The organism is Hymenobacter sp. H14-R3, from assembly GCF_030063445.1.
Classification (GTDB): domain Bacteria; phylum Bacteroidota; class Bacteroidia; order Cytophagales; family Hymenobacteraceae; genus Hymenobacter.
Genome location: NZ_JASITD010000003.1, coordinates 194,174 through 207,778 on the forward strand (window position 1 = coordinate 194,174; position 13,605 = coordinate 207,778).

At 62.1% G+C, this 13,605-nt stretch carries 11 protein-coding genes; 6 read left to right on the top strand and 5 right to left on the bottom strand.

Annotated elements, in window-relative coordinates; translation table 11 throughout:
• Positions 1 to 33 precede the first annotated feature (33 nt).
• The gene (locus QMK33_RS04555; RefSeq protein WP_283563374.1) at positions 34 to 846 is read right to left on the bottom strand and encodes a glycogen/starch synthase; all 813 of its coding nucleotides are present in this window, start codon (positions 844 to 846) and stop codon (positions 34 to 36) included.
• A 116-nt stretch (positions 847 to 962) separates the two neighbouring features.
• On the opposite strand from QMK33_RS04555, the gene panC reads away from it, so the two are divergent.
• Complete coding sequence (gene panC, locus QMK33_RS04560) at positions 963 to 1,805, top strand: pantoate--beta-alanine ligase (RefSeq protein ID WP_283563375.1); 843 nt, start codon at positions 963 to 965, stop codon at positions 1,803 to 1,805.
• 109 nt (positions 1,806 to 1,914) lie between these two features.
• Here the strand turns inward: panC and QMK33_RS04565 are convergent, their stop codons facing one another.
• A complete protein-coding gene (locus tag QMK33_RS04565) occupies positions 1,915 to 2,928 on the bottom strand; it encodes a sugar phosphate nucleotidyltransferase (RefSeq protein ID WP_283563376.1) in 1,014 nt (337 codons plus the stop codon).
• Positions 2,929 to 3,108: 180 nt separating this feature from the next.
• On the opposite strand from QMK33_RS04565, the gene QMK33_RS04570 reads away from it, so the two are divergent.
• The 4 genes from QMK33_RS04570 (at position 3,109) to QMK33_RS04585 (ending at position 6,237) form a co-directional block, all read left to right on the top strand.
• Positions 3,109 to 3,720, top strand: coding sequence for a LemA family protein (locus QMK33_RS04570; protein WP_502867042.1), 612 nt, complete (start codon positions 3,109 to 3,111; stop codon positions 3,718 to 3,720).
• A 147-nt stretch (positions 3,721 to 3,867) separates the two neighbouring features.
• Positions 3,868 to 4,326 (top strand): TPM domain-containing protein, encoded by a 459-nt coding sequence (locus QMK33_RS04575; protein ID WP_283563377.1) that lies wholly within the window; start codon positions 3,868 to 3,870, stop codon positions 4,324 to 4,326.
• A complete protein-coding gene (locus QMK33_RS04580; protein ID WP_283563378.1) occupies positions 4,323 to 5,153 on the top strand; it encodes a TPM domain-containing protein in 831 nt (276 codons plus the stop codon). The genes QMK33_RS04575 and QMK33_RS04580 overlap by 4 nt, the downstream gene beginning before the upstream one ends.
• A gap of 154 nt (positions 5,154 to 5,307) precedes the next feature.
• A complete protein-coding gene (locus QMK33_RS04585) occupies positions 5,308 to 6,237 on the top strand; it encodes a TPM domain-containing protein (RefSeq protein ID WP_283563379.1) in 930 nt (309 codons plus the stop codon).
• A gap of 80 nt (positions 6,238 to 6,317) precedes the next feature.
• Here the strand turns inward: QMK33_RS04585 and QMK33_RS04590 are convergent, their stop codons facing one another.
• From QMK33_RS04590 to QMK33_RS04600, 3 genes are all read right to left on the bottom strand, one after another.
• Complete coding sequence (locus tag QMK33_RS04590) at positions 6,318 to 6,932, bottom strand: 3'-5' exonuclease family protein (RefSeq protein WP_283563380.1); 615 nt, start codon at positions 6,930 to 6,932, stop codon at positions 6,318 to 6,320.
• Positions 6,933 to 7,059: 127 nt separating this feature from the next.
• Complete coding sequence (recJ, locus tag QMK33_RS04595) at positions 7,060 to 8,904, bottom strand: single-stranded-DNA-specific exonuclease RecJ (protein ID WP_283563381.1); 1,845 nt, start codon at positions 8,902 to 8,904, stop codon at positions 7,060 to 7,062.
• Between the two features lie 227 nt (positions 8,905 to 9,131).
• Positions 9,132 to 10,163, bottom strand: coding sequence for a LacI family DNA-binding transcriptional regulator (locus QMK33_RS04600; protein WP_283563382.1), 1,032 nt, complete (start codon positions 10,161 to 10,163; stop codon positions 9,132 to 9,134).
• Between the two features lie 352 nt (positions 10,164 to 10,515).
• Here QMK33_RS04600 and QMK33_RS04605 point away from each other — a divergent pair, with 352 nt between their 5' ends.
• Positions 10,516 to 13,605 carry a SusC/RagA family TonB-linked outer membrane protein gene (locus tag QMK33_RS04605; RefSeq protein WP_283563383.1) on the top strand — a complete coding sequence of 1,030 codons (3,090 nt, stop codon included), beginning with the start codon at positions 10,516 to 10,518 and terminating at the stop codon, positions 13,603 to 13,605.

A 13,605-nucleotide genomic window follows, 5' to 3' on the forward strand; every position in this document is an offset into this window, starting at 1 on the left:
GTATCTTCTCAACCTCGCCGGAGCCCAGAGGAACTAGTTGGCCAGTTCGTCGTAGAGGGCTTGGTAGGAGGAGAGCAGGTTTTCGTCGGTAGCCACCTGGCTGAGGCGGTTGTTCAACGCGTATTCTTTGAATAAGCCATTCATATTGTCGGAAAAGTCCTCATCTTGGCGCACTACCGTATCGGCGTACTCCATACCCAGCTTCACGAAGCCCGAGAAGTCGGCCGTCTTCAGCGACTTCAGCATCTGGTCGTCGATGTCGAGCATCTTGGCTTTGTCTACTAAGTTTCCTTCAAATTTATCCAGGAACTCGTTGTTGTAGACCGTGAATACCGACTTGGCATCCTTGAAAACGGGGTCTTTTTTGTAGGTCGTTTTCAAGTACAGCGGGATGAGCGAGGTCATCCAGTCGTTGCAATGCACGATATCGGGCGACCAGCCGAGCTTTTTCACCGTTTCGAGTACGCCCTTGCAGAAGAAGATGGCGCGCTCGTCGTTGTCGGCGTAGAACTTGTCGTTTTTATCAACTAGCGCCGACTTGCGGTGGAAGTAATCCTCGTTGTCGATGAAATAAACCTGTAGCTTCGCGGTCGGAATGGAAGCTACCTTGATGACCAGGGGCTTCTCATCGTCGCCCACCGCAATGTTGATGCCCGAGAGGCGTACCACTTCGTGCAGGCGGTTCTTACGCTCATTAATGATGCCGAAGCGAGGCACAAAAATCCGGATTTCGGCGCCCGCCTCCTGCATGCCGGCCGGCAAGCGGCGCAACAGCTCCGCTACTTTCGTAGTCTGGAGAAAAGGGTCAATTTCGGTGGCCGCGTACAGGATGCGCAACTTCGACATAGCTAGTGAACTAAAGGATTTGAGAACGGGCCACAGATTGGCTCCACAAAAATACGCATTTTTTCGCGAATTTTCAATAAAATTTGCTTAACCCTATCGTTCTATCGCTCAGCTTAATGCACGTTTTTACTACCGCCGCCGAGCTGCGGGCCTACTCGGAAGCCGCCCGTAGCGCCGGCCGCCGCCTAGCCTTGGTGCCTACCATGGGCGCCCTGCACAACGGCCACCTGCAACTAGTGCAGGCCGGGGCCGCCGCTGGCTACGACGTTATCGCCAGCATCTTCGTCAACCCTACCCAGTTTAATAACTCCGACGACCTGCGCCTCTACCCGCGCCTGCCCGAGCAAGACACGGCCCTGCTGGCCGGGGCGGGCTGCACGGCGCTATTTATGCCCACCGTGGCCGAGATGTACCCGCAGCCCACGGTGCTGCACTTCGACTTCGGCCCGCTGGAGCGGGTAATGGAGGGTGCGCACCGACCCGGCCACTTCAACGGCGTGGCTACGGTGGTGAGCAAGCTATTTCACCTGGCCCGGCCGCACGCGGCGTACTTTGGCCAGAAGGATTTTCAACAAGTAGCCTTAGTGCGCCAACTTATTGAAGACCTGTCATTTGACTTGGAGCTAATTGTATATCCCACGGTGCGCGAGGTCGATGGCCTGGCCATGTCGTCGCGCAACCGCCGCCTCTCGGCCGAGGCGCGGGCGGCGGCCCCCCTACTCTACCGCGTGCTGACCCAGGCGGCCGAGCAGGTGCGCCAGGGCGTGGCCCCGGCCGAGGTGCAGGCGCTGGCGCAAGCGGCGCTGGCGACCGAGCCGCAGTTTACCCCCGAGTATTTTGAAGTGGCCGATGCGCAGACCTTGCAACCGCTGGCGCAGTATGTGGCCGGCTGCGGCGTAGTGCTGTGCGTAGCCGCCCATCTAAGCGGCGTGCGGCTGATTGATAACGTGGTGGTGTAGCGCGAATCTTCCGCATTCGTGCGCAGCGCAGCGAGCAGGCGGCACCGGATGACCCGGCCGCCAGATGCTCGCTGCGCTGCGCACGAAGCGGAAGATTCGCGCTACTGTGCTACCCACGCGCCTGGCCGTAGTCGATTTCGGTATTGTCGCCCAGGTTGAGGCTGTGGTTCAGGCCTTTAAAGGAGGCGTCGGAACCCACGATGCAGTCGCTCATCACGGCCGAGCTGAGCTCGGAATAAGAGCCGATAATGCTGTCGCTGACGATGGTGTGGCGGATGATGGTGCGGTCGCCGATGGCCACGTTGGGACCGATGATGGCGTGCTCGATGCGGCAGCCCGCGCCGATGCTGACGGGCGGAATAATGACGGTGTTGGGAAACTCGGGGTAGGCGCGCTCCTGCCGAAACTCGGGCTGGTCGAGCAGGCGGGCATTGGCTTCGAGCAGGGTTTCCTTGCGGCCGCAGTCAAACCAGTTGTCCACGGCTACCGTCTGCATGGGCTCGCCTTCCTCGATGAGGTGCATGAGCGCATCGGTGAGCTGGTACTCCTCGTGGGTGCGGCGGCCGGTTTCGATGAGCCACTCCAGCGACTGGGCCAGCTTTTCGGCGTTGGCCATTTTGTAGAGGCCCACCAGCGCATAATTCGACTTCGGGATGCGGGGCTTCTCCACCACGCGGCTGACCTGGCCGGCGGCATTGGTTTCAACCAGGCCAAAGAGGCTGGGGGTTTTCACCTCCTTCACGGCCAGCACCGTGCCGGGCTGGCGCAGTAGGGCGGGCAGGTCGATGTCCACGATGGTATCGCCGAGCATGATGAGCACGCCGTCGGGCTCGTGGCGGAAGGTGTCGCGGGCCACCCACAGGGCGTGGCCGAGGCCCTCGCGCGGCTCCTGCACCACGAAAGTGGCGTTAAGATCGGGGTAGTGGCGGCGCACGTACTGCTCAATCTTTTCGCCCAGGTAGCCGATGATGAACACAAACTCGGTGAGGCCGGCCCCGCGCAGGCGGTCGATGATATGGCCCAGGATGGTATTGCCGGCTACCGGCACCAGGCTTTTGGGCTGGGTGTGGGTGTGGGGGCGCAGGCGCGAGCCGATGCCGGCAACGGGAATAATGGCTTTCATGTACGAAGAGGGCAAAGGCAGAAAAAGCGGAACCGTACAACCGTTAGCGGGCGGCTGCGTACTTTGGGCCGGTCGGGCACCATAACCGCTACCATTGGGTGGTGGTTACGGCCGGTCGATTCTTTTCTTTCTCACCGCTGGGCCCCAAAGCTAAGCCCAGCATTTAGAAACCCTTGTTCTATGAAACGCCTTCTCCTCTACTTCGCCGCGATGGTGACGCTGCTCTCGCAATCGTCGTGCGGCTACAACGGCATGGTGCAGCGCGACCAGGCCGTGAAAGGCCAATGGGCCAACGTGCAGAGTGCCTATCAGCGCCGCTCCGACCTTATCCCCAACCTGGTGAGTACTGTGAAGGGCGCCGCCAACTTCGAGAAATCGACCCTCGAAGGCGTTATCGCGGCCCGCGCTAGGGCCACGAGCGTCAACATCAGCGCTGACAACCTGACGCCCGAAAACATCGAGAAGTTTCAGGCTGCCCAAAGCCAGCTGAGCCAGGGCCTGGGCCGCCTGCTGGCCGTGAGCGAAAACTACCCCGAACTGAAGGCCAACGCCAACTTTCAGGAGCTGCAGGCCCAGATTGAGGGCACCGAAAACCGCATCAACGTGGAGCGCAACAAGTTTAACGGCAACGTAAACGACTACAACACCTTCACGCGCTCGTTCCCCAACAACCTGTTTGCCGGCATGTTCGGCTTCCAGCCCAAGGGTTACTTCGAGGCCGATGCCGGGGCCAAGGACGCGCCCAAAGTGGACTTCGGCGACATGGGCGGCGCGCCCGCCGGCAGCAAATAACTGTTCAGCTGCTGCTTACACAATCGTCTGTCATTGCGAGGAGGAACGACGAAGCAATCCTTCCTATTCGTTGGCCAAACGGAAGGAGAGATGGCTTCGTCATTCCTCCTCGCCATGACAGACGGTTTTATTTCATCCCTGTACGCCATGACCCACCCCCTTACCCCCGCCCAGGAAGCCACGCTGGTGGCCGCCATCAAGGCTGCCGAGCTGCGCACGTCGGGCGAAATCCGGCTGCATCTGGAAGATAAATGCCCCACGCCGGAGCCGCTTGACCGCGCCGCCCAGGTGTTTGCCGAACTGAACATGCACCACACCAAGCTGCGCAACGGGGTGCTGTTTTACCTGGCCTGGCAAACGCGGCAGTTTGCCGTGGTGGGCGATTCGGGCATCAACTCGGTGGTGCCCGACGAGTTTTGGGAGGCCGTGAAGGAAACCGTGATGGACCACTTTCGGCAGGAGAAGTACGTGCCGGGGCTGGAGCGCGGCATTCGGCTGGTGGGCGAGCAGCTGCGGCAGCTTTTCCCCTACGACGAGGCTACCGATGTGAATGAGCTTGACGACGACATTTCTTACGGCGACAACGCGCCCACTCCCCGCCGATGAAAACGATAACTCTCACCCCGCTGCGCCCCGCCCGGCACCCGGCGGCCTGGGCGTGGCTACTGGTGCTGCTGCTGGGCCTGGGCCTGGCGGCCCGCGCCCAAACCGTGCCCCCGCGCCCCAGCCCGCCGCGCCTCGTCAACGACCTGGCGGGGCTGCTGCAACCCCAGGAAGTGGCCGCGCTGGAGCAAAAGCTGGTGGCCTACAACGACAGCACGTCGTCGCAGATTGCGGTAGTAACCGTGCCCTCGCTCGATGGCAACGACATTGCCGACTACGCCCAAAAGCTGTACGAAGGCTGGGGCATCGGCCAGAAGGGCAAGGACAACGGCATTTTGGTGCTAGTGGCGGCCAAGGAGCACACGGCGCGCATTCAGACCGGCTACGGCCTGGAAGGGGCCGTGCCCGATGCCCTGGCTAAGCGCATTATTAGCAATGTGTTAGTGCCCGCCTTTAAGCAGAACCAGTACTACGCGGGCCTCGACCGGGCCACCGATGCGCTCATTTCGCTGGCCAGGGGCGAGGGCTACAAAGGCGACCCCAACGCGGCGCGGCGCGGCCCGCGCGACCGCCCGGGCTCGGGCATTGGCATGTGGCTGATTATCGGGGCGTTGGTGCTGTTCTTCATCCTGCGCTCGCGGGGCGGGGGCGGCGGCCGGGGCGGGCGCGGCGGCGGCGGCTTCATCCCCCCCATCATCTTCGGCGACTTCTCGGGTGGCCGGGGCGTATTTGGCGGCGGGGGCGGCGGCTTTGGCGGCGGCGGTGGAGGTGGCTTCGGCGGCTTTGGCGGCGGCAGTAGCGGTGGTGGCGGCGCCAGCGGGTCTTGGTGAGTGGTGAATGAGTGAATGGGCAGAATAAAACCGGCTTTGCTTTCCTCACAACATACTGTCAATCAAAGAGATATTTAGCCGAAGCCTTTTACTGACAGCTACCAAACCTAAACCTCTCAGCCAACTGCGTATGAAAAGGTCCTCCCCTCGCGCATTGGCTGCCAAACGAAATTCGACTCCCGAAAAAGAAACTACCAAGCCCGCCAGTGACTCTATGTCGCTGGCGGGCAAGTTTTTTAGTAGCATGGGCTGCCTGGGTGGGTTGTTTATAGGATGCCTGATGCTGAGCGCGTTGGGACTGAGCCTATGGCAGGGCGCTAGCCAGTGGCTGGGCCACCTGCGGGCGCCCGTGGCCAGCCACGGCATGCCGCCACGCCCGGCCGTGTACACGCCGGTGAGCGACGGCGCGGGCCTGCTGAGTACGCAGGATGCGGCCGCGCTCGGCGCTAAGCTTCAGGCATTTGAGCACAGCAGCACTACCCAGCTCGTGGTGGTAACGGTGCCCACGCTCGACGGCAGCGACATTGCCGACTACGCGCAAAAGCTGTACGGCAACTGGGGCATTGGCCAGCGCAAAAACCACAATGGCCTGCTGGTGTTGGTGGCCGCGCAAGAGCACGAAATGCGCATCCAGACTGGCTATGGCCTCGAAGGCGCCGTCCCGGACGCTATTGCTAAGCGACTGATTACGGGAGTATTGACTCCAGCCTTTAAGCAAGAGCAGTATTACGCGGGCCTCGACGCGCTGGCCGACCAGCTCATTCGCCTGGCGCAGGGCGAAACGGCATCTTTCGAGCCCCCGGCGGCCGATGAACGGGGCCCGAGCCTGCTCCTCTGCGTGTCAATGCTGATGGCAGGGCTGCTGACGTGGCTGCTCATGGAGCGCGGCACGCGGGGCCTTTGGGCCTGGGCGATAGGCATTGGGGCAGGCGCAACGTATGAAAGCGACAGCCACTCAGGCAGCAGTAGCAGCGACTCGTCCAGCAACTCCTGGTCGTCTTCCGACTCTTCGTCGGACAGCTCTAGCAGCGACTCGTGGGGCGGCGGCGACAGCGGCGGTGGGGGCGCCAGCGGTAGCTGGTAGCTGGTAGCTCTCAGTGAGTTGTGAAGGAGTGAGTTGTGAAGGAGTGAGGGCCATGTTACGTGCCTCACTCCTTCACCAATTCACTCCTTCACAATTGACTTATAAGCTGGCCGGTCGTAGAACGGGCGTAGCAGGCGCACTACTTCTAGGGCATCAGCGAGGGCTTCGTGGGCCACGTGCGGCTCGGGGTCGCCGAGGCGGGCCTGGCAGATGAGCATGGAGGGCAGGCGCGAATCTTTGTGCCAGTTGAGGTAGAACGCGGCCGGGTCGAGCACGGCGGGCTCCGACCTGACTAAGGTGCCCCAGCCGGGCAGCTGGCGCAAAAACAGCACGTCGAATGTGCCCACGTTTTTGCCAGCTATCGTGAAGCTCACGCAGTCCTTTTTATCGGGTTTGAAGCCGTTGGCCAGCAGGAACTCACGCAGCTGCGGCAGCACCTCGGCGGGCGCGCAGATGTCGGGGGCGTCGGCCTTGGTTTTATCGGCCAGCTCTACCAGCAGGCGGGCGTTGAGGGCCAGCGCGCCGGGCGTGCCAGTGAGCTCGCGGTAGCGCAGGGCTCGCCGGAAAGCCGGCAGTTCGGCCAGGGGCGTGGTGGCGGTGCGGCGGGTGTCTTCCACCACGGCGGCCAGCTCCAGCACCTGGTGCCGGATCGGGTCGGAGCCGCTGGTTTCAAGGTCGAGCGAGACGTAGCGCATGCGGTGAGTTGTGAATGAGTGAGTTGGTGAATGAGCGAGTTGTAAATTAATGAGTTACATAACTGATGTTCACCAACTCATTAATTTACAACTCGCTCATTCACCAATTCACTCATTCACAACTCACTCATTTACCATCTTCCCAACGCAAGTCGTTGAGGCGGAGCTGCAAGGTGCGGTGGCCGCGAAACTCGTTCATTTCCAGGGCGTAGCACACACTGAAGGAGGCTTCGGGGCTTTCGAGTAGGCGGGGCAGATAGTGACCCAGGCCGAAGCCGATGGCCTCCAGCACGAGGCCTGGCGACTGGCCGGGCTGCATGAGCCTGATTTTGAGGTGGCCGGCCTGGCCCACGGGGCGCACCGAACCGGGCACCGCCCGCACATGGTGGGTGGCAAAAATGGGGGCCGGGTTGCCCGGCCCAAACGGCTCCAGGCGGCCCAGCTGGTTCAGAAACTCCTCGGTGAGCTGCGTAAAATCCAACTCCGCGTCAATCTCGACCGGGCGCACGGGCAGCTGGCCGGCGGGCAGGCGGGCCGCCACCTCGCGCATAAACTGCTCGCGAAAAGCGGGCACGTTTTCGATGGGCAGGGCCAGGCCGGCGGCGGCCTTGTGGCCGCCAAACTGGCGCAGCAGCGGGGCGCACGCCTCCAGCACTTCGTGCACGTCGAAGCCCGATACCGAGCGCGCCGAGCCGGTAGCCAGGCCGTCGCGCTCGGTGAGGATGACGGTGGGGCGGTAGTACTGGTCGAGGCAGCGCGAGGCCACAATGCCCAGCACGCCCTGCGGCCAGTGGGCCTGGTAGAGCACGGTGGCGGGCGAGGTGGCACCGTCGGGGTCGGCCACAATGAGGGCAAGCGCCTCCTGGGTGGTGCGGGCGTCGGAGAGGCGGCGCTCCTGGTTCATGTGGTCCACCACTTCGGCGGTGTAGCGGGCCTCTTGCTGAGTGGCGGCCAATAGCATATTCACGGCGCGGTGGGCGTCGCCCATGCGGCCGGCGGCGTTGATGCGCGGCGCAAAGCCAAACACCAACGAGCTGAGGCTCAGCGGCCCCTGGCGCGGGGTAGCCAGCTCGTGCAGCGCGGCCAGGCCGGGGCGCAGGCCGTCGTGCGCAGCCTCGGTGGGTGGCGGGGCCAGCGGGCCGGGGCCGTCCAGGGTGTCGGCCGAGGCTAGGGCGGAGGGCTGCGGCGCGGCAAAGGCGGCCGCCTGCGTCACGTTGAAGCGGCGCAGGCCGTGGTGAGCCAGAATGCGGTTTTCGCCGGTAATCGGCACCACGTCGGCCGCGATACTTACCGTCACAAGGTCGAGCTGCGCATAAAGCGGAGCTAAGGGTAAATTGTATTTTTCGGTGTAAGCTTGTAGCAGCTTGAAGCCCACGCCGCAACCCGAAAGGTCGGGGTACGGGTAGCTGCAATCGAGGCGCTTGGGGTCGAGCACGGCCACGGCGGGCGGCAGCACCTCGCCGGGCAGGTGGTGGTCGCAGATTACGAAGTCTACGCCCAGCGTGTTGGCGTAGGCCACCTGCTCCACGGCTTTCACGCCGCAATCGAGGGCGATAATAAGGCTTATGCCACTGGCTTTGGCAAAATCCACGGCCTGCACCGAAATACCATAGCCTTCGCGGTGGCGGTCGGGGATGTAGGGCTGGAAGCGGCTGGCCGCCTCGTCGAGGTCGGGGCCTTCTATTAAATCACGCAAGAAGCTCACTACCAACGCTACCGACGTAATGCCGTCCACGTCGTAGTCGCCCAGCACCAGTATCCGCTCGCCGCTGTCGAGAGCCCGGCGCAGGCGGGCCACGGCCAGGTCCATGTCGCACATGAGCCAGGGCGACACCAGGTTGGCGAGGTCGGGCGTAAAAAAGGCCTCGGCGGCGGCGGGCGTTTCGATGCCGCGCTGCACCAGCAGGCGGGCCAGTAACGGGCTGATGCCCAGCGCCTGCTCCAGCCCTGCCACCGTTGTGGAGTTGGGCAAGGGCGCAAAAATCCAGCGCTTAAGCGGTATAACAGCCATTAATTTAGTAGATAGGGATAGCCTCAAAAGTACACAAAATTTAGCCGCCGTACCTTCGCCCGGCTTCCCCCTCCGCTTATGAGCCGCCTCCGCGAATTTTACCAGCGCTACCGCCAGTACATTCTCACCGATGGCCTGATGTACGTGGTGTTCCTGCTGGCTTTGGCCATCATGTTCATTTTTTTCCGCTAGCCGGGGGCGCTGCGGCTGGCCGTAGAGGCCCGGATAACCAGCTCCGATTTCAGCTCCTGGCTTTGGGCCACCGACAGGGGCCGGTTCTTAATAATGGACTGAAACAAGATGCGGGCGGCCTCACGGCCAATGTTGTAGGCGGGCTGGGTGATGGTGGTGAGTGCCGGGGCCAGCAGGGCGGCAATTTCGAGGTTGGAAAAGCTGATGATTTTCACATCCGCCGGAATGTCGCGGCCCAGGTTGCGGCAGGCTTCGTAGCTGCTCATGGCCATGCTCTCGACGGTGGCAAAGATGCCGTCGATGTCGGGCCGCTGGGCCAGCAAATCCTGGATAGCTTTGACGTCCTGCACTTTATCATTTTGTGAGCGTAGCAGCAGCTCGGGGTCGAAGGCGATGCCGCTGGCGGCCAGCGCGGCCAGGTAGCCCTGCATGCGGCGCTGGCTGATGGACAGGCTTTCGGCGATGGTGAGGTGGGCGATGACGCGGCTGCCCTGGTCGAGCAGGTGGCGGGTGGCCCGGTAGCCGCTGTCGTAGTCGTCGGTGGTGACCTTGGGGGCGGCCACGCCTTCGCACACCCGGTCGAAAAACACGACCGGAATATTGCGCTCGCCCAGCAGGTCGAGGTGCGAAAAGTCGCTGTCCGCATTGTTAGCCACCGACACCAGCACGCCATCGACGCGGCCGCTGGCCAGCAGCCGCACCATCGACACCTCGCGCTGGTATTCCTCGTGGGTGAGGTAGATGAGAACGTGGTAGCCGTTGCTGCGCGCTACCTCCTCTATACCATTGATAGCCAGCGAGAAAAAGTGGTTGGCCACCTCGGGAATGATGACGCCGATTGTCTTGCTTTTGTTTTGGCGCAGGCTGCTGGCGTAGGGGTTGGGCTCGTAGTCGAGCTGGTTGGCCAGCGCCCGCACCCGGTCTTTGGTGGCCTGCGAGATGTCGTAGCGGTCGTTGAGCGCCCGCGACACCGTGGACACGGACAGGCTTAGCTCCTGGGCCAGCTGCTTCAGGTTTACGGACTTCATGGGGTGGGGAAAGCAGAGCGGAAAGCGGCACCACCGGCCCCGCTTCGATGGGCCAAATGTAACGCAACGTTTCGGGGATGCGCGGGCGGCCCGCAACAGTTGCGCTGGCGCGGGGCCAAAAACCCCTGCGACTACTGGTGAAAAGGGCAACCAGTAAATTATTTGTTATCAGTAATTTACATAATAAATCTTCTGCCTGTCGCAATTAACGAGCGAGAAAGAGGCTTCCCTTCAATTGGGTGAGTGAGTACTCAATTTTCCGAAAACGTTTCCGTAACTAATTGTAGTTTCGGGCTGGGCAGCGGCCTATGTTTGTGGCACTTCATCCAATTTCCACCCAACGCGCTGCCTCATGCACACCTCTACTTTTCGTTCTCTTCTGGTGCCCATTGCCGTGGCCGCGAGCCTGCCGGCCCTGGCCCAGGCTCCGCAGACCCGCCCGGTTGCCGGCACGGTGGTGAGCGCGGCCGACCAAACGCCCCTGCCCGGCGTGTCGGTGGTGGTGAAGGGCACTACGCTGGGCGCTTCGACCGACGCCACGGGCAAGTTTAGCCTGAACGTGCCCGTGGGCGGCGACGCGGTGCTCATCTTCTCGTTTGTGGGCTACGAGGCCACTACGGTGCGGGTGGGCGACCGCTCGACGCTCAACATTGTGCAGCTGAAGGACGCCGCCACTGGCCTCGACGAGGTGGTGGTGGTGGGCTACGGCACCCAGAAAAAACGCGATATCACGGGCTCGGTATCGTCTATTTCGGCCGAGCAGGTGGCCGAAACGCCCATTGTGCGGGCCGACCAGATTTTGCAGGGCCGGGCGGCGGGCGTGCAGGTGACCCAGACCAACTCGGAGCCGGGCGGCGGCACGTCCATCCGCATTCGGGGCACCAACTCGATTAACTCGGGCAACGAGCCGCTGTTTGTAGTAGATGGCTTTCCGGGGGCGGGCGACCTTAACTCCATCAACCCCAATGACATCGAGAGCATTGAGGTGCTGAAAGATGCCTCGGCCACGGCCATCTACGGCTCGCGCGGGGCCAATGGCGTGGTGCTCATCACCACCAAAAAGGGCAAGGTGGGCCGCAACACCATCAACTTCGAGGCCTACAGCGGTATTCAGAAAGTGCGCCGCAAGTACGACCTGATGAACGCCAGCCAGTTTGCGAGCTACCTCAACGACGTGCGCGCCCAGGGCAACCTGGCCTCGCCCACCACGGCGCTGCCCCTCCCCTACACCCCCGAGCAAGTGGCGGCGCTGGGCGAAGGCACCGACTGGCAGAGCGCCATTTTGCAAACGGGCAAGATTAACAACTACCAGCTAGGCTTTAACGGGGGCACCGAGCAAACGCGCTATAACCTGAGCTTCAACTACTTCGACCAAACGGGCATTATCCTCAACTCGGGCTTTAAGCGGGGCACGGTGCGTTTTAATCTCGACAAGAAGGTGAGCGAGAAGCTAACGTTCAACTTTTCGAGCCAGGTGGCGGCCACTGGCGAAAAGCGGGCGCTGGTGAACTCGCAGGGCGGCAGCTTTGGCGGCGTTCTGCTTGATGCCCTGCGCTTTAGCCCCATCAACCCGATTCGCGACGCCAACGGCAACTACACGTATTCCAACACGCCGCTGCCCTACGTGGAGGACGTGGGCAACCCCGTGGCCTACGCCGAGAAGGCCACGGACAACCGCAACACCGTTCGGGGCTTGCTGAACGTGGCTGGCAACTACCAGATTATAAAGGGGTTAACTTTTCGGGCCACGGGCGGCATCGACTACAACAACCAGCAGGTGGAGCAGTACCGGCCCTCCGACGTGTTTTTGGGCCGCACCACCAACGGCTCGGCCACCCGCATCAACTCGAACGTGTATAGCTGGGTGAACGAGAACACGCTGACCTACGACCGGCAGTTCAACGAGAACAACTCGCTGAACGTGGTGGGCGGCCTCAGCTTTCAGCAGTTTGGGGGCGATAACTTCAACGCCACGGCCACCAATTTTTTTACTAACACGCTGGGCACTGACAACTTATCGCTGGGCGCGGTAACGCTCACGCCCGGCTCGGGGCGCTACGCCAACACGCTGGCCTCGTACTTCGGGCGGGTCAACTACCAGCTGTTGCAGCGCTTTTTGTTCACGCTTACGATGCGGGCCGACGGCTCGTCGCGCTTCGGCGATAATAATAAGTGGGGCTACTTCCCGTCGGCGGCCTTTGCCTATCGGCTTGTCGATGAGAAGTTTATGCAAAATTTTCCGGTGGTGAGCGACTTGAAGCTGCGCGCCAGCTACGGCGTCACCGGCAACCAGGAAATAGCTAACTATCAGTCGCTTTCGCGCTACAGCGTGGGCGCCTACGCGGCGGGCAACACCCGGCTGGTGGGCCTGGTTTCGACCAACATTCCGAACCCCAACCTGAGCTGGGAATCGACGGCATCGAGCAACGTGGGCCTCGATTTGTCGCTGCTCAAGAACCGGATTGGCTTCACGTTTGATGCTTACTATAAGAAAACCAGCGACCTACTGCTGCAAGTATCCATCCCCACCACCTCGGGCTTCAACAGCGTGTACCTGAACGCGGGCAGCGTGGAAAACAAGGGCCTGGAGTTTGCCCTGAACACGACCAACATCGACAGCAAGCGCTTTTCGTGGTCCACCAACCTCAACCTTTCGCTGAACCGCAACAAGGTGCTGGACCTCAACGGCGAGTATGAGCGCTACGTGGGCTCGTCGAGCAGCAGCCTGTTTGTGGGCTCGGGCCTGGGCAACACCAGCGTGCTGCGGGTGGGCGCGCCCATCGGCTCGTTTTTCGGCTATCAGTTTGACGGCCTGTGGCAAACGGCCGACGAGATTAAGGCCAGCGGCACCAAAACGCCCGCAGTGCCCGGCGACCCACGCTACGTGGACCAGAACGGCGACGGCGCCATTACGGCCACCGACCGCGTGATTATCGGCAAGGCCCAGCCCAGCTTCATCTACGGCGTGACCAACAATTTCAAGCTGGGCAATTTCAACCTCAGCGTGTTCATTCAGGGCGTGCAGGGCGACGATGTGCTGAACCTGAACCGCTACGAGCTGGAATCGGGCGTGACCACCACCAACAAGCTCGCCAGCGTGGTAAACCGCTGGGCCGGCCCCGGCACCAGCACCACCATTCCGCGGGCTGGCAGCGTGCTGCGCCGCAGCACCGGCATCGTGAGCGACGTGGTGGAAGATGGCAGCTTCGTACGCCTTAAAACCCTCACGCTGGGCTACACCATTCCGGTACCCGCCTACCTCAGCGCCATCAAGCTGGCCAGCGTGTACCTCACCGCCCAGAACCTGGTGACCCTTACCAAGTACACCGGCTACGACCCCGAGGTAAACTCCTTTGGCGGTAACAACCTGAGCCTCAACACAGATTACAACGCCTTTCCCAGCACCCGCACCTTCATTGCCGGCGTGCGCCTGGGCTTTTGA